Source organism: Leifsonia sp. AG29 (assembly GCF_009765225.1).
Classification (GTDB): Bacteria; Actinomycetota; Actinomycetes; order Actinomycetales; family Microbacteriaceae; genus Leifsonia.
Genome location: NZ_VMSF01000001.1, coordinates 153,387 through 174,882 on the forward strand (window position 1 = coordinate 153,387; position 21,496 = coordinate 174,882).

23 protein-coding genes and 1 tRNA gene are annotated in these 21,496 nt (G+C 69.5%); 20 read left to right on the top strand and 4 right to left on the bottom strand.

The annotated features are described in order from the left end of the window. The first annotated feature begins 16 nt into the window (after positions 1 to 16). A complete protein-coding gene (locus FPT20_RS00735; RefSeq protein ID WP_158861776.1) occupies positions 17 to 634 on the top strand; it encodes a TetR/AcrR family transcriptional regulator in 618 nt (205 codons plus the stop codon). A gap of 79 nt (positions 635 to 713) precedes the next feature. On the opposite strand, the gene FPT20_RS00740 is transcribed toward FPT20_RS00735, so the two are convergent. From FPT20_RS00740 to FPT20_RS18145, 3 genes are all read right to left on the bottom strand, one after another. Beyond that, positions 714 to 1,451: a DUF4397 domain-containing protein gene (locus FPT20_RS00740; protein WP_158861777.1), complete on the bottom strand. Its 738-nt coding sequence runs from the start codon at positions 1,449 to 1,451 to the stop codon at positions 714 to 716. Positions 1,452 to 2,012: 561 nt separating this feature from the next. Then, positions 2,013 to 2,288: a DUF6855 family protein gene (locus FPT20_RS00745; RefSeq protein WP_325064799.1), complete on the bottom strand. Its 276-nt coding sequence runs from the start codon at positions 2,286 to 2,288 to the stop codon at positions 2,013 to 2,015. Next, complete coding sequence (locus FPT20_RS18145; RefSeq protein WP_325064779.1) at positions 2,230 to 2,445, bottom strand: DUF6855 family protein; 216 nt, start codon at positions 2,443 to 2,445, stop codon at positions 2,230 to 2,232. Before FPT20_RS18145 ends, FPT20_RS00745 begins: the two co-directional genes overlap by 59 nt. A gap of 384 nt (positions 2,446 to 2,829) precedes the next feature. On the opposite strand from FPT20_RS18145, the gene FPT20_RS00750 reads away from it, so the two are divergent. From FPT20_RS00750 to FPT20_RS00825, 16 genes are all read left to right on the top strand, one after another. Continuing rightward, on the top strand, positions 2,830 to 3,795 hold the full coding sequence (locus FPT20_RS00750) for an ABC transporter substrate-binding protein (protein WP_158861778.1): 966 nt from the start codon (positions 2,830 to 2,832) through the stop codon (positions 3,793 to 3,795). After that, the gene (locus FPT20_RS00755) at positions 3,792 to 4,730 is read left to right on the top strand and encodes an amino acid ABC transporter permease (protein ID WP_233265332.1); all 939 of its coding nucleotides are present in this window, start codon (positions 3,792 to 3,794) and stop codon (positions 4,728 to 4,730) included. The genes FPT20_RS00750 and FPT20_RS00755 overlap by 4 nt, the downstream gene beginning before the upstream one ends. After that, positions 4,727 to 5,488 carry an amino acid ABC transporter ATP-binding protein gene (locus FPT20_RS00760; protein ID WP_325064780.1) on the top strand — a complete coding sequence of 254 codons (762 nt, stop codon included), beginning with the start codon at positions 4,727 to 4,729 and terminating at the stop codon, positions 5,486 to 5,488. Before FPT20_RS00755 ends, FPT20_RS00760 begins: the two co-directional genes overlap by 4 nt. Positions 5,489 to 5,493: 5 nt before the next feature. Beyond that, entirely contained in the window at positions 5,494 to 6,708 is a 1,215-nt protein-coding gene (locus tag FPT20_RS00765; protein WP_233265333.1) for a M20/M25/M40 family metallo-hydrolase, read from the top strand. Positions 6,709 to 6,767: 59 nt separating this feature from the next. Further along, entirely contained in the window at positions 6,768 to 7,622 is an 855-nt protein-coding gene (locus FPT20_RS00770) for a MurR/RpiR family transcriptional regulator (RefSeq protein WP_158861779.1), read from the top strand. Positions 7,623 to 7,668: 46 nt separating this feature from the next. Next, on the top strand, positions 7,669 to 9,993 hold the full coding sequence (locus FPT20_RS00775) for an FUSC family protein (RefSeq protein ID WP_233265334.1): 2,325 nt from the start codon (positions 7,669 to 7,671) through the stop codon (positions 9,991 to 9,993). Positions 9,994 to 10,094: 101 nt separating this feature from the next. Beyond that, positions 10,095 to 10,460 carry a VOC family protein gene (locus FPT20_RS00780; RefSeq protein WP_158861780.1) on the top strand — a complete coding sequence of 122 codons (366 nt, stop codon included), beginning with the start codon at positions 10,095 to 10,097 and terminating at the stop codon, positions 10,458 to 10,460. A 189-nt stretch (positions 10,461 to 10,649) separates the two neighbouring features. Further along, positions 10,650 to 11,714 carry an ABC transporter ATP-binding protein gene (locus FPT20_RS00785; protein ID WP_158861781.1) on the top strand — a complete coding sequence of 355 codons (1,065 nt, stop codon included), beginning with the start codon at positions 10,650 to 10,652 and terminating at the stop codon, positions 11,712 to 11,714. Continuing rightward, a complete protein-coding gene (locus tag FPT20_RS00790) occupies positions 11,711 to 12,922 on the top strand; it encodes an ABC transporter substrate-binding protein (RefSeq protein WP_158861782.1) in 1,212 nt (403 codons plus the stop codon). Before FPT20_RS00785 ends, FPT20_RS00790 begins: the two co-directional genes overlap by 4 nt. Next, positions 12,919 to 13,737, top strand: coding sequence for an ABC transporter permease (locus tag FPT20_RS00795; RefSeq protein ID WP_158861783.1), 819 nt, complete (start codon positions 12,919 to 12,921; stop codon positions 13,735 to 13,737). Before FPT20_RS00790 ends, FPT20_RS00795 begins: the two co-directional genes overlap by 4 nt. Further along, complete coding sequence (locus FPT20_RS00800) at positions 13,734 to 14,549, top strand: ABC transporter permease (protein ID WP_158861784.1); 816 nt, start codon at positions 13,734 to 13,736, stop codon at positions 14,547 to 14,549. The genes FPT20_RS00795 and FPT20_RS00800 overlap by 4 nt, the downstream gene beginning before the upstream one ends. A 154-nt stretch (positions 14,550 to 14,703) precedes the next feature. Further along, positions 14,704 to 15,435 (top strand): MOSC domain-containing protein, encoded by a 732-nt coding sequence (locus FPT20_RS00805; protein WP_158861785.1) that lies wholly within the window; start codon positions 14,704 to 14,706, stop codon positions 15,433 to 15,435. Then, entirely contained in the window at positions 15,432 to 16,115 is a 684-nt protein-coding gene (locus tag FPT20_RS00810; protein ID WP_158861786.1) for a DUF2510 domain-containing protein, read from the top strand. Before FPT20_RS00805 ends, FPT20_RS00810 begins: the two co-directional genes overlap by 4 nt. A 10-nt stretch (positions 16,116 to 16,125) precedes the next feature. Beyond that, entirely contained in the window at positions 16,126 to 16,752 is a 627-nt protein-coding gene (locus tag FPT20_RS00815) for a DUF2510 domain-containing protein (protein WP_158861787.1), read from the top strand. 53 nt (positions 16,753 to 16,805) lie between these two features. Beyond that, a complete protein-coding gene (locus FPT20_RS00820) occupies positions 16,806 to 17,129 on the top strand; it encodes a hypothetical protein (RefSeq protein WP_158861788.1) in 324 nt (107 codons plus the stop codon). 101 nt (positions 17,130 to 17,230) lie between these two features. Continuing rightward, positions 17,231 to 17,319 (top strand) — tRNA-Ser (locus FPT20_RS00825). Between the two features lie 590 nt (positions 17,320 to 17,909). Here FPT20_RS00825 and FPT20_RS00830 read toward each other — a convergent pair. Next, complete coding sequence (locus tag FPT20_RS00830; protein WP_158861789.1) at positions 17,910 to 18,401, bottom strand: ROK family protein; 492 nt, start codon at positions 18,399 to 18,401, stop codon at positions 17,910 to 17,912. On the opposite strand from FPT20_RS00830, the gene FPT20_RS00835 reads away from it, so the two are divergent. The 3 genes from FPT20_RS00835 (at position 18,400) to FPT20_RS00845 (ending at position 21,496) form a co-directional block, all read left to right on the top strand. Continuing rightward, a complete protein-coding gene (locus tag FPT20_RS00835; protein ID WP_158867705.1) occupies positions 18,400 to 19,233 on the top strand; it encodes an alpha-amylase family glycosyl hydrolase in 834 nt (277 codons plus the stop codon). The two genes, FPT20_RS00830 and FPT20_RS00835, sit on opposite strands and share 2 nt — an antisense overlap. Positions 19,234 to 19,331: 98 nt before the next feature. Further along, positions 19,332 to 20,543, top strand: coding sequence for an ROK family transcriptional regulator (locus FPT20_RS00840; RefSeq protein ID WP_158861790.1), 1,212 nt, complete (start codon positions 19,332 to 19,334; stop codon positions 20,541 to 20,543). Positions 20,544 to 20,602: 59 nt separating this feature from the next. Then, the gene (locus FPT20_RS00845) at positions 20,603 to 21,496 is read left to right on the top strand and encodes a carbohydrate ABC transporter permease (RefSeq protein ID WP_233265335.1); all 894 of its coding nucleotides are present in this window, start codon (positions 20,603 to 20,605) and stop codon (positions 21,494 to 21,496) included.

Below are 21,496 nucleotides of genomic sequence, written 5' to 3' on the forward strand. Positions count from 1 at the left end.
CGGGTACGAATAGAGGGTGGACGGACCGAGGGACGCGGGAGCGCGTGAGCGGGCGCGGGGGAACGCGCGGGGCCGGGCAACGGTCAAAGCGATCGAGCAGGCCGCCGTCCGGCTCGCGCGGGAGGTCGGCGTGGCCGGGCTGACCGTCGATCGAATCTGCGCCGAAGCGGGCATCAAGCAGCGGACCTTCTTCAACCACTTCGCGACGAAGGAGGATGCGATCCTCGGCCGCGAGCTTCCTCGCCTCGACGAGCAGCGGGTCCGTGAATACCTCGCCGCGACGGAGGTCGGAGTGCTCACGGGCGCGCTCCGCCTGGTCGTCCTGCCGGGCACCGACGACCCCGCCGACACAGCCCTGGCGGCCGCGCGCTTCGAGGTGCTGTCGACCTCGCCCGCGCTCGCCGAACGGCAGGCCGTGAGGATGCTGCCCCTGGTCGGCGAGGTGCAGGCCGTGGTGCGGCTGAAGCTGCGCCAACTCGAACCCGAAGCGTCGGAACGATCGATCGACGATGCCGCGGCGGTGGTCACGCAGCTCGGCGCCTCCTTGATGCTGTCGCGGGCGCCGGGACGCGACCCGGTTCCTCCCGAGGAGAGGGTCGCATCGCTCGCGTGGGTCTGGGACAAGCTGCTGTGAACCGGCGAAGCGCTCGCGCTCCGGGCCGCGGAACCCGACCCGGAGCGCGAGCCTCACGAGAGGCAGAACCGAGCGGTCCTCAGTGGCGCGGCATCCAGGGGAACGAGAGGAGGCTTCCCTGGCGCAGCGTCTGCACCGCGACGGTCAGGTTGCCGGCGCTCGCGCTGCCCCACGCGTACACGATCGTGTCGGTGCGGTTCGTCACGGGAACGGCGGCCGGCCCGATGACCGGTGCCGTCGTCCCGGCGAGAGCCACGCTGGCCTGCACGGTCCCCGCCGGCAGGGTGAGCGCCGCCTGGTTCGGGTTCGTGAGCCCTCGGATCACGGGCATCCCTCCCGCGAGCACGTCGACCGCGGGGGCCGCTGCCGTGTGGCGGACGATGAGCCGACCGGTGCCCCACGGAGTGGGCGAGATGTCGTTGGTGAACACCGACGCTGTAGGCGCTCCCGCTGCCGTCAGGTGCGCGGCGACCGTGTAGCTCGTGTTGCGGGCGAACGTGACGTTCACGGGGCCGATCACCGGGTGGCTGTCGTCCCGGGCGTCGGCGGCCGTGATGTCGAGACGGTAGGTGCCGCTCGGCAGGAGGTACGGTCCGGCGAACGTCCCGGGCTGGAAGTCGTTCAGCACCCGGACGTGGTCGACGTAGACGTCGACGGGGGTGTTCGGCACGCCGTGGAACACCGACACCTGGGCGATCCCGAACGGCGCCCACGCGGGGCGCGCCGCGGGAGCGGCCTGGGCCGGGGCGGCGACGCCGATCAGCGCGCCGATCGCGGCGAGGGCGACGCCGAGGCGCCACCAGGTCCGTTTCTTCATGTTCGTGCTCCTTCGCATCGATGAGGAGGCGGTGCCGCCTCCACCCGATGTATTCCGGTTCCGAAAGGTGTTCGGATGCACGTGAGTTCCTGCCGAATGTGGGGCATCGTGCTGCCTGTCGCGACATTCGTGCCGAATGGGGCCTCGCGCTCCCTTGCGTTGCCGACATTCGTGCCGAATGTGGGGCGTCGTGCTTCCCGTGGCGAGGTTCGTGCCGAATGTGGCGGGTGGCATCGCGGAGACGTCGGCACGTGCCTCCACGAGGCCCCGTCGGGGTGGCTGACGGGGCACTTGGTGGCGTCTCACAGGCCGTGGCGCCCTCCGGTTGTCGACAACTTCGGCACGAGGCGAGTCGGGTCCGTCGAGGTGCTCGCAGATGCGCCGCAGTTCAGCGTGTCGTCGGCACTTGCGAGCACCTCGATGGAATGACCCGCGCAAACGCAGCCGAGATTCGTCACGAATGTGCGTCTCGGCGCCGCTTTTCCTAGATTCGTGACGAATGTGCACCCAGCCGGAGCCAGGGAGGAGGCGCAGCGCGCGCGAGGCACGCAGCGCCCTCGGTTACAGCGCCCGCGCCTTGTTGTTGCGGGCGTCGTGGGTGAGCTCGATGAGGCCGAGCGCCTCCGCGAGGGGAGGGACGTACATCCCGAACCGTCCCCGGTAGCCCTTGCGCAGGCCATACCAACCGCCGACCGGGTTGCCGGGGTCGCGGCCCCAGGCCTCGATCGTGCCGTCGGCCGCGGGCTTGTTCTCGTCGGCGGCGCCGAGCGGCACCCAGTCACCCTGCTCGCGCAGCCAGGCGACGAGGTCGTCGACCGCGCTCGCGCGGTAGCTCAGGCGGGTGGCGCCTACCTGGCAAAACGAGGGCGGGAGGGTCGGCCGAGTCGTCCCTCCACATCGTGTACTCGGAGGTGCCGGGCGCGGTCTTCAGCCGCCACGGGTCGTCCGCTGTTCCTTCGGGCATGGTGACCTCCACTGCGTCGCTCGCGCCCATTCTGATGGGGCACGCTTTGCGGGCAAAGCCCTGATCGCGGCGGCGGCGGGCGCGCGGCGGGCGGACGGCGGGTGCGCGCGGCTCGGCGCGCGCCCTGAGGCGTCACTTGTGGCCCCCTCACGACCCGACGAGCCCAGGGAGGTGGCACCTACTGACGTCTCACACCCCGCGTGGCCACCCCACCTGTGGAAAACCGCCCCGAGACGTCACCAAGCGCCCACACGCCGCGCCGCGCGGCCCCGACCGCGCCGCGGTCCCGCCCCGACCCCGCCTCGACCCTCACCCCTCCTGGAAGCGCATGTTACAAATACGTAAAAAGCTGGCAAATCAGAAACGTCTGTTACATACTGTCGGAGACCGAACCCACCACCGGAAAGGCCTCTCGTGGCTCCCATCCTCCGCACACCACTTCGTCTCACCGTCGCGACGATCGTGCTCGCCGCTCTGTCGGCGACCGTCGCGGGCTGCTCCTCCGAGGGCGCAGCGCAGCCCGCAGCGAGCGGCGCCTCCTCCTCGGCCGTCACCGTCGACGGCGTCAAGATCTCCGTCGACGCCGCAGCCCGCAAGCTCGTGCCCCAGCGGTACCTCGATTCCGCGAAGGTCGAGGTGGCCTCCGACGTGCCGTACGCGCCGTTCGAGTTCTTCACCGCCGACGGGAGTGACAAGATCACGGGCGTCGACTACGACCTCGGGCAGGCGATCGGCGCCAAGCTGGGCCTCGCCTTCGAGTTCAAGCAGCAGACCTTCGACGGCATCATCCCCGCCATGCAGGCGGGCAAGTTCCAGGCCGCGATGTCGGCGATGACCTCGAGCGTCGCCCGGATGGACGTGCTCGACTTCGTCGACTACTCCGCCTCGGGCACCGGCATCCTCGTCGCCAAGGGCAACCCGCAGCGGATCAAGACGTTCCTAGACCTGTGCGGCAAGGCCGTCGCGGCGCAGAGCGGCTCGAAGCAGGTCGACCTCGTGAACAGCTGGCAGGCCAAGTGCAGCACGGCCGGCAAGAAGCCGATCGCGCTCTCGCAGTTCCCCAAGGACTCCGACGGCCAGCTCGCGATCACGAGCGGGAAGGTCGTCGCGAGCGTCGCCACCAAGCCGAGTGCGGGCTACGTGGCGAAGTCCACCAACGGCGGCAAGACGTTCCAGGTCATCGACGACCCCGCGGCCCCGACCGGCTACGACTCGACCCTGAACGGCATCGGCGTCGTCAAGGGCGACAAGCTCGCCGAGGCGGTCCGCGCGGCACTCCAGTCCCTGATGGACGACGGCACGTACAAGAAGATCCTCGACCACTACGGCGTCGCCGGGATCGCGATCCCGAAGGCCACCATCAACGGAGCGGCCAAGTGACCGTCACCCCGCACCCCGCGATGACGCGGTACCCCGAGACGGCGCCGGCCGGTCCGCCGATCCGGACCGTCCCGCTCCGCCACCCGGGCCGCTGGGTCGCCGCCGTGATCGTCGGCATCGCCGCCGCCCTGCTCGTGGTCGGATTCGTGCAGAACCCGAACCTGGACTGGCCGACCGTCGGCGCCTACCTGTTCGCACCGACCACGCTCAGCGGCCTGGCCACGACGATCTACCTGACCGTGGCCGCCATGGTCATCGGCCTCGCCGGAGGGATTCTGATCGCGGTCATGCGGCTCTCGCCCAACCCGGTCCTCCGAGTCGTGAGCGGGCTGTTCGTGTGGGTCTTCCGCGGGACGCCCGTCCTGCTGCAGCTCATCTTCTGGGGCTTCATCGGCGCCTTCATCCCGAAGCTCGTCATCGGCATCCCGTTCACGAGCATTCACTTCTGGTCGGTCTCGACGGCCGATCTGATCCCCGCGACCGTGGCCGCGCTCCTCGCGCTGGGCCTGAACGAGATGGCCTACGCGGGCGAGATCGTCCGTGCCGGGATCCTCGCCGTCGACCCGGGTCAGACGGAGGCGGCGCACGCCCTCGGCATGACCTCGGGGAAGACCCTGTGGCGCATCGTGCTCCCGCAGGCCATGCGGGTGATCGTGCCTCCGATGGGCAACGAGGTCATCACGATGCTCAAGACGACGTCGCTCGTGGCCGTCATCGCGGGCCACGACCTGATGAGCAACATCCAGACCGTGTACGCGCAGAACTTCAAGATCATCCCGCTGCTGATCGTCGCGGGCATCTGGTACCTCATCCTCACCAGCATCCTGACCATCCCGCAGATGTGGCTGGAGCGACGTTTCGGACGCGGGGTCGCAGCGCATCGACCAGGTCTGCTCCACCGCGTTTCGAGCCTCTGGAAGGGGGCGGACCGATGACCCCGATGGTCCTCGCCGAAGACGTCCGCAAGCGCTTCGGGTCGGTGGAGGTGCTGAAGGGCATCACGCTCGAGGTCGAGCGCGGGCAGGTGGCATGCCTCCTCGGCCCGAGCGGCTCGGGCAAGTCGACGTTCCTCCGCTGCATCAACCACCTCGAGCGGCCGGACTCCGGACGCATCCGCGTGGCCGGCGAGACCGTCGGCTATGCCGACCGCGGAGACAAGCTGTTCGAGCTCCGCGAGAAGGAGGCCGCAGCGCAGCGACGCCGGGTCGGCATGGTGTTCCAGCGCTTCAACCTCTTCCCGCACATGACCGCCGTCGAGAACGTGATGGAGGCGCAGATCCAGGTGCTGCGCCGCCCCAGGTCGGAGGCCCGGGACCGCGCGGTGGCGCTGCTCGACCAGGTGGGCCTCGCCTCCCGTGCCGGCCACTACCCGTCGGCGCTCTCGGGAGGCCAGCAGCAGCGTGTCGCGATCGCGCGGGCGCTCGCCATGGACCCCGAGCTCATGCTGTTCGACGAGCCGACCTCCGCACTCGACCCGGAGCTGGTCGGCGAGGTGCTCGACGTGATGCGAGGGCTCGCCGAGTCGGGCATGACCATGATCGTCGTGACTCACGAGACGGGGTTCGCCCGCGAGGTCGCCGACACGGCCGTCTTCATGGACGGCGGCGTGGTCGTCGAGTCGGGGACGCCCCAGCAGGTGCTCGTCGAGCCGCGGGAGGAGCGCACCCGCGCCTTCCTCTCGAAGGTGCTGTGAGCGGCGTGACGGACACGGTCCCGGCCGCGCCCCTCCTGACCAGCGCGGATCTGGCGGTGCTCCAGGCTCTCGCGGCCGACACCATGGAGTCGTTCACAACGGACCTGGCCGAGCTCGTGGCGATCGACTCGGGGTCGGCGGACCGTGCGGGTGTCGACCGCGCGGGCGCGTGGACCGCGGGACGGCTCGCGTCTCTCGGCTTCGACGTGCGCTCGATCCCGACGCAGCCTGTGGGCGCGCAGCGTTTCGGCGGCGTGGTCGTCGGCAGGCGGCGGGGGGACGGAACCGGCACCGTGCTGCTCTTCGCCCACCTCGACACGGTCTTCTCCGCGGGTACGGCAGAAGCCCGGCCGTACCGGGAGGAGGGCTCGCGCGCCTTCGGCCCCGGCGTCTGCGACGACAAGGCCGGGGTCGCCGCCGCACTCCACGCGGCACGAACGCTCACCGCTGCCGGACGCCACGACTACGGCGAGCTGATCGTCGCGTTCACGCCCGACGAGGAGGTGGGGTCCCCGGCGAGCCGCGACATCCTCGCGTCGCTGGCCGCGGAGGCCGACCTCGCCCTGTGCCTGGAGTGCGCTCGCGAGAACGGCGACCTCGTCGCCGCCCGGAAGGGCGTGGCCGACGTGCGCATCCGGGTGACCGGCCGCGCCGCCCACTCCGGCGTCGAGCCGCACCGCGGGATCAACGCCGCACTGGAGGCGGCCCACCTGACGGTCGAACTGCAGGCCCTCTCCGGCAGCCGGGACGGCCTCACGGTCAACGTGGGCCGTCTCGAGGCCGGTACCCGGGCGAACGTGGTCGCGGCGGAGGCGCTCCTCACGATCGAGGTGCGCGCCGAGCGCCGCGCCGACCTGGAGGCCGTGCTCGACGCCATCGACGCGCGCGCCGCCTGCCCGGTGGTGACGGGCGCCGCGATCTCCGTCGCCCGCGACGACGTGTGCCCTCCGCTGGAGCCTGAGTCGACCGGCCGCCTCCTCGCGCTCGCCGAGAACCTCGGCGCGGAGCTCGGCGTGCGGGTGAGCGGCGCAGCGACGGGAGGCGCGTCCGACGCGAACTTCGTCGCCGCGGGAGGGACGCCCGTGCTCGACGGCGTCGGCCCGATCGGAGGGGGCGACCACTCTCCTGCCGAGTGGCTCGACCTCGGCAGCGTGCCGGAACGCGTGGCGCTCCTGTGCGGCCTGATCCTCCGCGGGCCGTCCGCGGTGGCGCCCGCGTGAGCCTCCCGGCGCCGTCCCTCGCCGCCGGAGACGATACTGTCGGAGCCGGAGGTGCAGGCATGACGCAGCCGGGGGTGGCCGAGTCGATTCGGCAGCGGATGGGGGAGTGCTCGCCGGCCGAGCGCAAGGTCGCCCGCGTGCTGCTCGCCTCCTACCCGTCGGCCGGTTTCGAGACGGTCGCGCGGCTCGCCGAACGGTCGGGTGTCAGCGGCCCCACGGTCGTGAGGTTCGTCACGCGGCTCGGGTACACGGGATTCCCAGACTTCCAGCGCGCGCTCCGGGAGGATCTCGACCAGCGCTCGGCGTCGCCCAGCGCGATCTTCGCGCGGGACGGCCTCCCGGGCGATCCGCACGTCGACCTCATCGAACGCGCCGGCGGTATCGCCGTCGACACGCTGCGGCGCACATTCGACCGGCTGGTCCCGCACGACCTCGACCGCTGCATCGGCCTGCTCGTGGAGGCGCGGCGCGTCTTCATCGCCGGCGGCCGGTACAGCGGACTGCTCGGCCAGCTGCTCGCCCAGCACCTCCAGCAGCTGCGTCCCTCCGTCAGCGTGCTCGCGCCCGAGCCGTCGGCGCGGGTGGCGCAGGTCGGCGACCTGACCAGGCACGACCTCCTCGTGGTCTTCGACTACCGGAGGTATGAGCCGCACCTCCTCGCCCTCGCGGCGCAGGCGCACCGCGCGCACCTCCCGGTCGTCCTGTTCACCGATGCGTGGCTTTCGCCGATCGCCTCCGATGCCGACGTGGTGCTGCCGAGCGAGACGGAGGCGCCGTCGCCCTTCGACGCGCTGACCCCGGTGCTCGCCCTCGTCGAGACCGTCGTCGCGGGCGTGCTGGAACGGCTCGGGCCGGCCGCGACCGAGCGCATGGCCGCGGCCGACCGCACCGCCGCAGAGCTCGGCCTGTACTGACCGCGCGACCGCCGCTAGGGTGGCGTCGACTGCGGGAGGAGGCCGCGTGCGCGTCGGGAGGTGGTTCAGCCGGCACGATCCGGGGCTGAGCGCGCTGCGTCGCGCCGGTCGCGCGGCGATCGTCATGCCGCTGCTCTTCGCCTTCGGCAGCCGGGTGGTCGGCAACCCGGACGTGGCCGTCTTCGCGGCTTTCGGCTCGCTCGCGATGCTGCTCTTCGTCGACTTCAGCGGTCTCCTGATCGAGCGGCTGCAGGCGTACCTCGCGCTGGCCGTCGCGGGTGCGGTGCTCGTGACCCTCGGAACGCTCGCGTCCCAGCCCCCGTGGCTGTCCGCCGTGGCGATGGGCGTGGTGGGGCTCGCGGTGATGTTCGCGGGCTCGGTCAGCTCGACGCTGGCGTCGTCCAGCACGGCGCTCCTGCTGGCGTTCATCCTCCCCGTGACGCTGCACGGGAGCATCGCCTCCATCGCGCCGCGCCTGCTCGGCTGGGGCATCGCCTCGGCCGTCGCGATCGCTGCGGCGCTCCTCCTGTGGCCGGCGCCGACGCGCGAGCCGCTGCGCGGGGCGGCGGTGGAGGCGTGCCGCGCGTCGGCCGCGCGCCTCCGGGCCGAGTCGGCGTATCTCCACGGGGGAGACCCCGCGGCGACGGAGGAGCGGGACCGGACCGCCTCCGAGGCTGCGGCCGCGATGGCGGCGCTCGGGCGCACCTTCGTCGCGACCCCCTACCGCCCGACCGGGCTGAGCGCCGCGGCGAGGACGGTCGTGCGCCTGGTGGACGAGCTCACGTGGCTGAACACGGTCATCGACCAGTTCGACCGGTACGGGCGCATGGTCTCCTCGTCCGAGGAGCCCGCCCACGCGGCCGCGTGGCAGGTCAAGGAGGCCGCCGCCGACGCCCTCGAAACCGGAGCGGCGCTCCTCGCCGGGCACGGCGGCGACCCGTCACCGCTCGAGACCCGTCTGGAGCGGCTCGAAGCGGCCCGAGCCTCCGTCGAGGCGGTCGCGATGTCGCACCCGCTCGCGAGCGCCGACGCCCGCGCCGCCCCGAGCCGCTCGATGGTGCGTGAGGCGATGATCGGCCTCGACCCGGCCTTCCGCGCGCAGGAACTCGCGTACGCGGTCTCGACCGTCGCGCGCAACATCGTCCTGACCGCCCGGGCCGAGCGCCGGACGTGGTGGCAGCGCGTGCTGGGCCGCCAGCCGAGCGGCCTCCCCGGCCCTGTCGCAGCGGCGGCGGAACGGGCCAGCGGATTCATCGGGCGGGACTCGGTCTGGCTGCGCAACAGCATCCGGGGGGCGATCGCGCTCGCCGTGGCCGTGCTGATCGCGAACCTGACCGGAGTCCAGCACTCGTTCTGGGTCGTCCTCGGCACGCTCTCGGTGCTGCGGTCGAACGCGCTCAGCACCGGTCAGACGGTGCTCCGCGGAATCGCCGGGACGACCGTCGGCGTGGGGCTCGGCGCGCTCGCCGTGATCGTGATCGGCTCGAACCCGGTCGCGCTGTGGGCGGTGCTCCCGGTCGCGATCCTGGTCGCCGGGGTGGCTCCCGCGGCCATCTCCTTCGCCGCGGGGCAGGCGGCCTTCACGATCCTCCTCGTCATCCTCTTCAACATCATCGCGCCGACCGGGTGGACCGTCGGGCTCGTCCGCATCGAGGACATCGCGATCGGCTGCGCCGTCAGCCTCGGGGTCGGTGCGCTCTTCTGGCCGCGGGGCGCGTCGGCGTCGCTGCGCAAGGCGGTCGCGTCGGCGTATGCCGCCTCGATCGACTATCTGGCCGCGGCCGTCGCGGACGGGGTCGGGACCTCGACGGTGGAGGGGCCCGGCGCCTCCGGGCGCGCCCCCGGCCGCGCGTCCGATGCGCAGACGGGAGGCGTCCGCGCAGCCGCCGCGTCGCGACGGCTCGACGACGCCTTCCGGACGTACCTCGCCGAGCGCGGGCCGAAGCAGCGGCCGCTCGCCGAGGTCGCCGCGGCCGTGACCGGCGTCGCGGGCGTCCGGCTGGCCGCCGACGCGGTCGTCGCCCTGTGGACCAGACAGTTCGACGACGACCCGGTCCGGGAGGCGGCGTCCGCCGCCATGGCGCCGAGCGTCGAGCAGCTTCGAGCCTGGTACCGCGGACTCGGGGAGTCCCTGGTCGCCGCCGGTCGCCTCCCGGCCCCCGATGCCCGCGATGGCGAGTTGGAGGGGCGGCTCGCCGACGCGCTCACCGCCGGCCGACCGGAGCCCGCGACCGCGGTCCGCATCGTCTGGACGGCCGACTACCTGGAGGCCGTGCGGCGCCTCGAATCGTCGATCGCCCTCCGCCCGCTGGTCGACGAGCCGGCGGAGGCCGAACCGCCCACCATCGAGTCCCCCAAGAGTTCGTCCTGAATGGCTGATTTTGTGAACTCTTGGGGGACTCGATGGTGGGTGGGCGCGGCTGTTCGGGCCGGCCGCCACGTGATGCCAGCCAAGCGATAAGGAGACATGACATGCGCATCCGACAGATCGCCCAGCACGCCGATGACCTCGACCGCGCTGCCGCGTTCTACGAGAGGCTGCTGGGGCAGGCGCCGACGGCGGTGTTCGACCCTCCCGGGCTCGTCTTCTTCGCCGGCGGCGGCTCGCGCCTCCTCCTCGACCGGGTTGCGCCGAGCAGCCTCGTGTACTTCGAGGTCGACGACGTCGACGTGACGGTCGAGCGGATGCGCGAGCACACCGTCGTCACGAGCGAGCCGCACGTGATCTTCTCGCACGAGAACGACGATCTCGGCCCGGCGGGCAGCGACGAGGTGCAGGCCTTCCTCGAGGACAGCGAGGGCAACACGATCGGCCTCATCGGCTTCCGCCAACGCTGACGCGCGCCCCGCCCCCTCCCGGCCCCGCCCCCTCCCCGCGCCGCCCACTATCGAGTCCCCCAAGAGTCCGTCTCAAAGGACCGATTTCGCGAACTCTCGGGGGACTCGATAGTGGGCGGAAACAGGGGGAGGGACGGTGAACATATGATCGCATATGATTGAGCCGCCCTGAGGTCGAAGGAGACACGTGTGAGCACGCAGCCGGCCATCCGACTGACGCAGTTGACCAAGCAGTTCGGCTCCGTCTTCGCGGTCGACCACCTCGATCTTGAGGTGGCGCCCGGCGAGTTCTTCTCCATGCTCGGGCCGTCCGGCTCGGGCAAGACCACCGTCCTCCGCTGCATCGCCGGCTTCGAGCAGCCGACCTCCGGCACGATCGAGCTCTTCGGACAGGACGTGACCGCCAAGCCGGCCGCGGCCCGCGCCGTCAACACGGTCTTCCAGGACTACGCGCTCTTCCCGCACATGTCCGTCATCGACAACGTCGCCTACGGCCTGCGCGTGCGAGGCGTCGGCCGGTCCGAGCGTCGCAGACGGGCCCTGGAGGCGCTGGCCAAGGTGCGCCTCGACGGTTTCGCCGATCGCCGTCCCTCCCAGCTCTCGGGCGGACAGCGCCAGCGGGTGGCGCTCGCGCGCGCGACCGTCGTGCAGCCGAAGGTGCTCCTCCTCGACGAGCCGCTCGGCGCCCTCGACCTCAAGCTGCGCCAGCAGATGCAGGTCGAGCTGAAGCAGATCCAGCACGACCTGGGCATCGCCTTCATCTTCGTCACGCACGACCAGGAGGAGGCGCTCACGCTCTCCGACCGGATCGCCGTGTTCAACAACGGGAGGATCGAGCAGCTCGGCACTCCGCGCGAGCTGTACGAGAACCCGCAGTCGCGCTTCGTCGCCGACTTCGTCGGCACATCGAACCTGTTCGCCGGCGACGACGCTCGGAGCATCCTCGGCCGGGACGGGGAGTACTCGATCCGTCCCGAGAAGCTCAGCCTGTCGACCGGCTCCCCGGCGTCCGGAGGTCCGAACGCCACGGGGACGCTGATCGAATCGGTGTACGTCGGCAGCAGCATCCGGCGGGTGGTCGACCTCGACGGAGGGCCGCGCATCTCCGTCCTGGAACGCAACGACAGCTCGCACGGTGCCGACTACGACCGCGGTACCCGGGTCCACGTGACCTGGGACGACCGCGACCTGCGCGAACTCCGGGCGTCAGACGTCGCCCGCACCGTGGGGGAAGAAGAGAGGCAACAATCATGATCCGACGGACACACCCTGGTGCCCGGGGCGTCGCCGCCGTCGCGGCCGTCTCCGCGCTGCTGCTGGCCCTGGCCGGCTGCTCGGGAGGCGGGGGCGGCGGGAACGGCTCGGCCGGCTCCGTCCCGAACATCCCGATGGCGAAGAAGCTCGGCAGCAACGAGGGCCAGCTCAACCTCATCGTGTGGGCGGGCTACGCCGAGAACGGCTCCAACGACCCGAAGGTCGACTGGGTCACGCCATTCCAGAAGCAGACCGGCTGCCAGGTGAACGCGAAGGTGGCCGGCACCTCCGACGAGATGGTGCAGCTGATGCGCACCGGCGCGTACGACGGTGTGTCGGCGTCGGGCGACGCCTCCCTCCGCCTCGTCTACGGCGGCGAGGTCGCGCCCGTGAACACGGGCCTCGTGCCGAACTACAAGACGATCTCGAGCTTCCTGAAGGACAAGTCCTGGAACTCGGTCGACGGCCAGATGTACGGCATCCCGCACGGCTGGGGCGCGAACCTCCTCATGTACAACAAGGCCGTGGTGAGCCCGGCGCCCGACTCGTGGTCGGCCGTGTTCGACGACGCCTCGAAGTACTCGGGCAAGGTGACCGCGTACGACTCGCCGATCTACATCGCCGACGCGGCCCTCTACCTGAAGGCGAAGGACCCGTCGCTCGGCATCAAGGACCCGTACTCGCTGACCGAGAAGCAGCTCGACGCGGCCGTGTCCCTCCTGAAGAAGCAGCGCCAGTCGGTGGGCGAGTACTGGTCGGACTACACGAAGGCCGTCCAGTCGTTCGAGTCGGGCAGCAGCGTCGTCGGCACCACCTGGCAGGTGATCGCGAACCTGATCCAGAGCGACGGCAAGGTCCAGGTGGCGACGACCATTCCCAAGGAGGGGTCGACCGGCTGGTCCGACACCTGGATGATCGCGGCCAAGGCGAAGCACCCGAACTGCATGTACCAGTGGATGAACTGGATCACGTCGCCCGAGGTGAACGCGCAGGTCGCCGAGTGGTTCGGTGAGGCCCCCGCCCAGACGCTCGCGTGCCAGCACACCCAGGACCCGACCTTCTGCGAGACGTACCACGCGACCGACGCGGCCTACGCGGCGAAGATCCACTACTGGGCGACCCCGCAGACGAAGTGCATCGACGGGAGCGGCACGAACTGCACCGCGTACAGCGAGTGGGTCAGCAAGTGGCAGGAGATCAAGGGATGAAAGCACGCCTGGGCTTCCTGCTCGGGCCTCCCCTCCTGTGGCTCGTCGTCATCTACCTGGGCTCGATCGCCGTCCTCCTGGTCTCGGCCTTCTGGACGGTCGACAGCTTCACGGGCGCGGTGGTGCCGACGTTCACGCTGGACAACTTCGCCACGCTGTTCAGCGACCCGGTCTACGGGACCGTCGCGCTGCGCACGCTGGGCGTCGCCATCGTGGTGACGCTGATCGACGCGGTCATCGCCTTCCCGATGGCGCTGTACATCGCGAAGGTCGCCCGGCCGAGCCGGAGGGCCATCTACCTGGTGGCCATCACCACGCCGCTGTGGGCCAGTTACCTGGTCAAGGCGTACGCGTGGCGCATCCTGCTCGAGCCGGGCGGCCCGATCGCGAGCCTGACCGGAGGCGCGACCCCGGGATTCGGCCTGACGGCGGTGATCATCACGCTGGCCTACCTGTGGCTGCCGTACATGATCATCCCCGTCTACGCCGGGTTCGACCGGGTGCCAGACTCCCTCTTCGAGGCGAGCTTCGACCTGGGGGCGTCGACGTTGCGGACCATCCGGTCCGTCGCGTTCCCCCTCGTCTTCCCCGCGATCGTCGCCGGCTCGATCTTCACCTTCGCGCTGAGTTTCGGCGACTACATCGCCGTGACGATCGTCGGAGGGAAGACGCAGCTGCTCGCGAACCTCATCTACGGCCAGCTGGTCACCGCGAACAACCAGCCGCTCGCGGCGGCGCTCTCGGTCATCCCGTTGGTCGCGGTGGTGCTCTACCTGCTCGCGGTCCGCCGGACGGGCGCATTGGAGAACGTATGAAACTCCTCTCGGGGCCGGCCCGGTTCGTCGTCGGGATCTGCCTGTGGGCTGGGCTCGCGGTGCTGTGGATCCCGCTCCTCCTCGTGGTGCTCAACTCGTTCAACAGCTCGCGGACGTTCGGGTTCCCTCCGGCCGGTCTCACCCTGAAGTGGTGGGTGGCCGCGCTGCACTCGAGCGGAGCCCTCGCGGCCCTCGGCACCTCCGTCGTGGCGGGGCTGTGCGCTGCGGCGATCGCGCTCATCCTGGGGACGATGGCGGCCTTCGCCGTGCAGCGGTTCGAGTTCTTCGGGCGGCAGAGCGTCAACTTCTTCGTGGTGCTGCCGCTCACCCTCCCGGGCATCGTCACCGGCATCGCGCTGGCGTCGTCGTTCACCGCGATACTGGGGCCGATCGGGGTGACGCTCGGCCTCGCCACGGTCATCATCGGGCACGCGACGTTCTGCATCGTGATCGTCTACAACAACGTGCAGGCGCGGCTGCGGCGCATGGGCGGCTCGCTCGAGGAGGCGTCCAGCGACCTGGGCGCGCGCGGCTGGCAGACGTTCCTCTGGGTGACGCTGCCGCAGGTGCGGGGCGCCCTCGTGGCGGGCGTGCTGCTGGCGTTCGCGCTGAGCTTCGACGAGATCGTGGTGACGACGTTCACGGCGGGACCGACCGTGCAGACCCTCCCGATCTGGATCTTCCAGAATCTGTTCCGTCCCAACCAGGCGCCCGTGGTGAACGTGGTCGCGGCCGTGCTGACGATCCTCGCGATCATCCCCGTCTGGATCTCGCAACGCGTCGCCGGCGACTCCGTGACGAGCCGCGTCTGACTCGCCCGCGGTGGCCGCGCCTCGTGCCTGCCTCCGCCCCCGCGCGGCTCCGCCCACTATCGAGTCCCCCGAGAATCCGCCTCCTAGGGCCGACTTCTTGAACTCTTGGGGGACTCGACAGCGGGGTGCGGGCCCGGTGTGGCAGGGTGAGGGCGTGAGCGCGACCGTCACCGCCCTGAGGCGCTACCCCGTCAAGTCGATGGGAGGCGAGGGGCTGACGAGCGCGCAGCTCGACGCCCGCGGCTTCGCCGGCGACCGCTGGTTCGCCGTGGAGGACGCCGACGGCCGTTTCGCCTCGGGCAAGAGCACGCGCCGGTTCCGGAGGCGCGACGCCGTCTTCGGGTACGACGCCGCGACCGCGCCCGACGGCCGCGTCGAGGTCCGCGCACTCGACGGTACGCACTTCACGGTGGGCGACGCCGCCCTCGACCGGCACCTCTCCAAGGCGATGCGAGCACCCGTCCGCGTCACCCCCGAGGCCGACGTTCCGCACCAGGACATGGGCGCCGTCTCGCTCATCGGCACGGCGACCCTCGCCTGGTGCGCCGCCCGCTGGGGCGGGAGCGCCGACCCGCGCCGCCTCCGCCCGAACATCGTGATCGACACCGATGACCCGTTCATCGAGGAGACCTGGGTGGGCGCCGAGCTCGAGATCGGCTCGGCGCGCCTCCACATCGTCGAGCGCGTGCCGCGCTGCCGCATGATCGACGTCGACCAGGACGGCGCACGCCCCGGCACGAAGTGGCTGAGGGCCCTCACCAGGGAGCGCGGCATGGCGCTCGCCGTCTACGCCGACGTCCGCAGGGCCGGCGCCATCACGCTCGGCGACAGGGTGGAGGCGCGGCCCGCTAGTCTCGGACCCGAACCCCGAATGGAGGCGCCATGACGTACTCGAGCGGACAGCCCGCCGCCGGGTGGTACCCGGACCCGCATGGAGGGGCGAGCCTCCGCTGGTGGGACGGCGCGCGCTGGACCGAGCACACCTCCACGCCGCCGGCACCGCAGTACGCGGCCCCCGCCTCCCTCTACGCGGAGCCGGACCGGCTCGAGCCGGGTGCCGGGCTGTACTCCCCGTGGATCTGGATCGCGGCCGTGCTGCCGATCGTCGGCCCGTCGCTGCTGTTCCTGGCGCTCCCGTCGGGAAACCTCAGGCACCTCCTCGCTACGGCGACCCCGCGCCCCGGCGACGTGTTCGCTCTCATGAGCGGCCCGGCCCTCCTCGCCACCTCGCTGGTCAGCTGGCTCGCCATCGCCTTCGCCGTGGTCTGCGCATGGCTCGACTACCGGTGGCTGCAGCAGCGCGGGATGCGCCGGCCGTTCCCGTGGGCGTTCGCCTTCATCGGGGTGGTGTTCAACCCGCTGGGGCACCTCGTCTACGTGATCGGCCGCAGCGTCGTCGTCCGTCGTGCAGCGGGAGGGAGGGGCGGTCTCGCGCCCATCTGGGTCGCCGTCGCCGCGCAGATCCTCGCGCTCGTGCTCGGTGGCATCTGGCTGGCCGTCTTCTTGACCACTTTTCTGAGCGGCAACCTCGGCGACCTGTCGGGCACGACGATCAGCGGGGCATGAGGGAGGCGCGATGACGGAACTCGGCGGGCACGCCGCTGCAGGCTGGTACCCGGATCCCACCGGGATGCAGGGCCTTCGATGGTGGGACGGCCTCCGCTGGACGGCCCACACGGCGCCAGCGGTGAACCCCTATGCCGCGCCTGCGCTCGATCGCCGTCCCCTGCCGGCGACCACGTCGGTGAACACGGTGTGGATCTGGTTGGTCGTCCTGCTGCCGCTCGTCTCCAGCTTGCTGATCCTGCTCCTTCACCCGCAGCTCGATCTCCTGGCCTCCCCTTCCGGACGGCCAGGATTCGTGGACCCTTTCGCCCTCCTGGGCGGCCCGCTTTACTTCGTCGTCATGTTCGCCAACTGGACCATCAGCGCGGCCATCATCGTCTTCTCGTGGCTCGACTGGAGGGAGCTGACCCGTCGCGGAGTGGACCGCCCCTTCCACTGGGCGTGGGCCTTCCTCGGCATCGTGTACCCGATCGGCCGGAGCGTCATCGTCCACCGCGTCGCGGGGAGGGGCCGGGCTCCGCTGTGGACGGCCATCGCCGTCCTGATCGCCACGACAGCGATCATGCTCGTGTGGATGGCGGTGCTCTCCGCGCAGATCGCGGGCAGCATCGCGACAAATCTTCCGTCCGGGGCCTGACAACCCGCGCGGCATCCGGTTGGATGGTCGCACGCCCCCCCGAGAGGAATCGCATGACTGACAGCCCCGTCCCCTCGTTCGAACTGCTCGCCGCCGAGCTCCTGAAGGACCCCGACCTCGACGTCTCGGTGACCGCGACCGGCCTGCACGTGCACGGCCGCCTGTTCGCCTACCTCGACGGCACCGAACTCGCCGTCGACCTGCCGACCGACCGCGCCGGCGACCTCGTCGCGCGCGAGGTGGCGACCGAGGTTCCCGCCGGCCGCAGCGAGCCCAAGGGTGCCTGGGTGCGCGTGGCCGACGCCGAAGACTGGCCCGAGCTCGCGAGCGAGGCGCACCAGTTCGTCGGGGAGCCCGCCGTCGGTCACGACTCCTGACGCTCGCTCTGCTCGTCGCTTGGCATGACTGCGAGGCCGTGTCGGGAGGGACAGGGATCGTCCGTTATGATGGCTGACGTGCGTCCGCTCGCGGGCGTGCTGGAGACGTCGCATAGTCAGGCCTAGTGCACCACCCTGCTAAGGTGGAGTCCCCGTAAGGGGACCGAGGGTTCAAATCCCTCCGTCTCCGCCGAAAAATGCTGCTCAGAGGCAGTTTGTTGCAGCCCCGAGTGACCTAGTCGAGGCCTTTCAAGCTCTCAGGAACTGCACCCCAGGACAGCGCTGGGACAGCGGGCGTGTCGAGAAGTGCAAGTGCAGCTCGGTTCGCATCGACGCCGAGCACGGGAGTGTAGGTGGATAAGAGGACCGTGGGGTTCTTGTCTCCGTAGCGCCATCAGGCAATGGCGCGCTCTGAATGGCACGTCCGTAGTACAGGGTTCGATCGGGGCGCATACTGTGCCCGCATGCTTCAGATCGCCAACTCAAGACGTCGCTGGGGTCATGCCGGCTGAATCGTCTCATCGATTTTTCCAGTCGGCTCTGCTCTCCGTCCGCAGGGCTACGCTTGGCCGCGAGTGGTACCCGCTGTAACAACTTCGCCCTCCTACGAGTGGTTGGTGCGGGTTGGTCACGCTGCGTAGTGGATCAAGACTGACTCGTCATCTCCGGCCGGTCGAGCTTCAGGACATGCTTGACATCCTCCGTGATAGGCGTTTCGCGCGGCGTAGGGGCAGCGTTGGACGAGTGGCTCACGTTGGGGGTACCGAAGCACAAGAGCCTCTAACGGTCGGCTCCGGGCAAGGCTACGCCTTCTCCGCCGAGAATGATTCTTTGCGCCATGGTCAAGTTGGCGACAGCGGCCACCAGCCGACCGAGCGCGCGCCCGGCATCCTGAACTACACGTCGAGCCGCTCCGACGTTCTGCGCGGCCATAGCAAGAGCCTCCTCGTAGGTGACTCGCTTGTTAAGGGCGGCATCTATAGGGTCCGTGATGGCTTTCAGTGTAAGCAGGCTGTGCGCACACCCCCGGTGGCCGGCGGGACATAGAGGTCCGAAGGGGTCAAGCGGGAAGTGCCCGATCAGTCCGATACCTGCGTCTTCGTCTGCGACGACCTCGTCGTGGATGACCAGACCGTATCCGACTCCGGCCCCGAGCGTAATCACCGCATACCGTTCGAGTCCTCTCCCGTAACCGAACCAGTGTTCTGCCTCCGTGAACGCGATCACGTCGTTTTCGATGATGGTGGGAATATGAGTACGAGACTCCACCATCGAGTTTGAGCATGTTGGTCTCGATCACGGCGAAGGCGGCAAATGGGATCTCCGCGACGTGAGCACGCTGGAACTGAAGCAGTCGTTCCAGCGCTGGCAAGAGGGCCTAGCTGAGGTTGGCTGGAACAGCTTGTACTGGAACAACCACGACCAGCCTCGAGTCGTCAGCAGATTTGGTGACGATCAACTGCACTGGCGGGAATCGGCGAAGGCTCTGGCGACCGTCCTGCATCTCCAGCGCGGCACGCCTTTCATCTACCAGGGCGAAGAGCTCGGAATGACGAACGCTAACTTCGAGACGATCGAGGAGTATCGCGATATCGAATCTCTTAACCATTTTGCTGAGGCGGTTGGGACCTTCGGGAAAGCCCCGGAGAGGGTGCTGCGAGCGCTTCGTGCCTCAAGTCGTGACAATGCGCGGACGCCGATGCAGTGGTCGCACGGTCGCCATGCAGACTTCACGACAGCTCAGCCGTGGATTGCCGTCAACTCAAACCATGTCCGCATCAACGCCGAGGACCAGAGGAACGATCACGACTCTGTATTCGCCTACTACCGGGCCTTGATAGCCCTGCGCCACTCCGAGCCAGTCGTATCGCACGGAACGTTCCGTATGGAATTGTCGGCGCATCCCACCGTTTTCGCCTTCAGCCGCCGTTTGGGCGCCCGCCACCTGCTCGTCCTCGCAAATCTCAGTGAGAACTGGACGGAGTATGAGGTGCCTCTGGGGTGGGCGAACCTCGAGCTGGTACTCGCTAATCGCGTGGACGCGCCTCTCTGGTCCGTGGGGCGTCTCGCGGCGTGGGAGGCCCAAGTGTTTCGCAGTAGTTAGCGGAGCTCCGCGCATGTGGCGACGCGGTTAGAAATCCGGTCTTGCACTCGTTCATGACTATGTTTTAGTGTTTATTTAGACATGAACAAAGGCAGGCAATGACGCTTTCTTCCACATCACGCACCGATGTCAACCGCACCGCGATCCTCGCTCACCTCGGAGCTCAGGGGCCAGCGTCGCGCGCTGAGCTTGCGCGGTTGCTCGGCGTGTCGCCTGCCCTGGTGACCCAGCTTTCTCGCGATCTTCTTGCGGATGGTCTCATCGAGGAACTAGATCGGAGCACTGTCTCAGGTGGTGGGCGTCCTGGTCGGCTGCTCGGTCTTGCCTCTGCAGGACTGTCGGCCATCGGCGTGAAGGTCGCGCCGGATCACGTCGCTTTCGTCGAGGTGGGGCTTGGCGGCAACGTGCTGCGCTCCGCCGTTGAAGATTTCGATGCAGTGTCACCGTTAGCCGCATCAAAGCTTGTCGAGAGGCTTCGCGCGTTTATCGCCGCGCCAACGGGGGACCGCATACTCGGAATCGGTGTTGGGCTACCGGGAACCGTCGTCGAGCAGGGTGTTGGGGTCGTCGACTCCACCCAGCTGCGGTGGAGTCAGGTGCCCCTCGGGGCGACGTTGCGTCGCGCATTGGATCTCCCCGTCGTCGTCGAGAACAATGTCAACGCGTTGAGCGTGGCCGAGAAGCTCTTCGGTCAGGGACGAGGATTCGACGACTTTCTCGTGGTGACAATCGGCAATGGCATCGGAGCGGGTGTCATCGCCGGCGGCTCGATCCTGCGCGGACGCGCCGGCGGTGCCGGTGACATCGGCCACGTTCCTGTGGTCGCGGACGGCCCGCTGTGCCAGTGCGGTAACCACGGCTGCCTTGAGGCGCTGATCGGACAGGGTGCTCTGGTGTCTGCAGCGCGAGCCGCCGGCGTGATCGAAGGTTACGAGGGAATCGATCAGCTCCGAGCCGCCGCCGATGCTGGCGACGAGCGCGCGCAGGCCATTTTCGCCTCCGCCGCCCGCCTGCTCGGGCGCGTGCTCGCCGGCGTGGTGAACGTGCTCGATCCCGAGCTCGTTGTGCTCCTCGGTGAAGGCGTGGAAGCGTGGCGGCATTGGGAAGGCACGTTCGAGCCGGCCCTCCGCGCCTCCCTCGTGCCCGGCAAGCGCGGCGTCGCGGTGACCGTTGAGACGTGGAGAGATGATCGGTGGGCGCAGGGCGCGGCTGCTCTCGTGCTGGCCACGCCCTTCGACTCCGACGGCATCGCTGGAGAGCAAGGACGACTGGTGCGTGAGCGCCTTGTCGCGACTGCGGAGGCGCTCTGATGGCCCTCTCGGTTGGGCAAACGACGGCCGAGGAAGTGCGGGTCTTCGGTCGTGGACAAGTGACGCGGAAACGGCCGGCGAAACACCGTCTGCGCTACGCCGGCACGGTCGCCATCTTCCTCCTACCCAGTCTCGTCCCGCTCCTGGCGTTCGTGATCGGCCCGATGATCTCTGCCGCCTGGACGAGCCTCCACCAGTGGAATCTCATCGGCGAAATGACCTGGGTCGGATTCGACAACTACGCCCATCTAGTCTCCGATCCCGCGACGCAACAGGCGTTCCTCCACACCGTGTACTACATCATCGGTTACCTGCCGTTGGCCTATCTCGGAGGCCTGAGCCTGGCGCTCGCGCTCAACTCCCGGCTCAAGGGGCGATCCCTCCTCCGCGGCGTCTACTTCCTGCCTGTCGTCACCAGCTGGGTCGTCGTGGCGCTCGTCTGGCGCTGGCTCCTCAACCCCAGCGTCGGAGTGGTCAACACCCTGCTCGGACTCGTCGGGATCCACGGGCCCGGCTGGTGGACGGACCCGGCGTGGTCGATACCCTCGATCATCCTGGCCTCGGCGTGGAAGGACCTCGGGTTCGTGATGGTCATCCTGCTGGCCGGTCTGCAGACCATCAATCCCGATCTGTACGAAGCGGCGGAGATCGACGGCGCCGGGTGGTGGCGTCGTCTGTTCAGCATCACCCTTCCGATGCTCTCTCCGTCGACGTTCTTCGTGATCGTGCTCTCGCTCATCAACGGATTCCAGGTCTTCGACCAGGTGTACGTCATGACCGGAGGCGGACCGAACAACTCCAGTCAGGTGGTCGTGCAGCAGGTCTACGACCTGACCTTCCGCTACGGGCAGGCTGGCATGGCCTCGGCGCTGTCTTGGCTGCTCTTCCTCGTCATCCTCCTGGTCACCCTCGTGCAGTTCTACGGGCAGAAGAAGTGGGTGAACTATGCGTAA

Excerpts from the sequence above, each read along its gene's own strand:
- FPT20_RS00740 (WP_158861777.1), bottom strand. The coding sequence starts at position 1,451 with ATGAAGAAACGGACCTGGTGGCGCCTCGGCGTCGCCCTCGCCGCGATC.
- FPT20_RS18145 (WP_325064779.1), bottom strand. The coding sequence starts at position 2,445 with ATGGGCGCGAGCGACGCAGTGGAGGTCACCATGCCCGAAGGAACAGCG.
- FPT20_RS00760 (WP_325064780.1), top strand. The coding sequence starts at position 4,727 with ATGACCCCGATGGTCCTCGCCGAAGACGTCCGCAAGCGCTTCGGGTCG.
- FPT20_RS00770 (WP_158861779.1), top strand. The coding sequence starts at position 6,768 with ATGACGCAGCCGGGGGTGGCCGAGTCGATTCGGCAGCGGATGGGGGAG.
- FPT20_RS00780 (WP_158861780.1), top strand. The coding sequence starts at position 10,095 with ATGCGCATCCGACAGATCGCCCAGCACGCCGATGACCTCGACCGCGCT.
- FPT20_RS00790 (WP_158861782.1), top strand. The coding sequence starts at position 11,711 with ATGATCCGACGGACACACCCTGGTGCCCGGGGCGTCGCCGCCGTCGCG.
- FPT20_RS00795 (WP_158861783.1), top strand. The coding sequence starts at position 12,919 with ATGAAAGCACGCCTGGGCTTCCTGCTCGGGCCTCCCCTCCTGTGGCTC.
- FPT20_RS00800 (WP_158861784.1), top strand. The coding sequence starts at position 13,734 with ATGAAACTCCTCTCGGGGCCGGCCCGGTTCGTCGTCGGGATCTGCCTG.
- FPT20_RS00810 (WP_158861786.1), top strand. The coding sequence starts at position 15,432 with ATGACGTACTCGAGCGGACAGCCCGCCGCCGGGTGGTACCCGGACCCG.
- FPT20_RS00815 (WP_158861787.1), top strand. The coding sequence starts at position 16,126 with ATGACGGAACTCGGCGGGCACGCCGCTGCAGGCTGGTACCCGGATCCC.
- FPT20_RS00820 (WP_158861788.1), top strand. The coding sequence starts at position 16,806 with ATGACTGACAGCCCCGTCCCCTCGTTCGAACTGCTCGCCGCCGAGCTC.
- FPT20_RS00830 (WP_158861789.1), bottom strand. The coding sequence starts at position 18,401 with ATGGTGGAGTCTCGTACTCATATTCCCACCATCATCGAAAACGACGTG.
- FPT20_RS00840 (WP_158861790.1), top strand. The coding sequence starts at position 19,332 with ATGACGCTTTCTTCCACATCACGCACCGATGTCAACCGCACCGCGATC.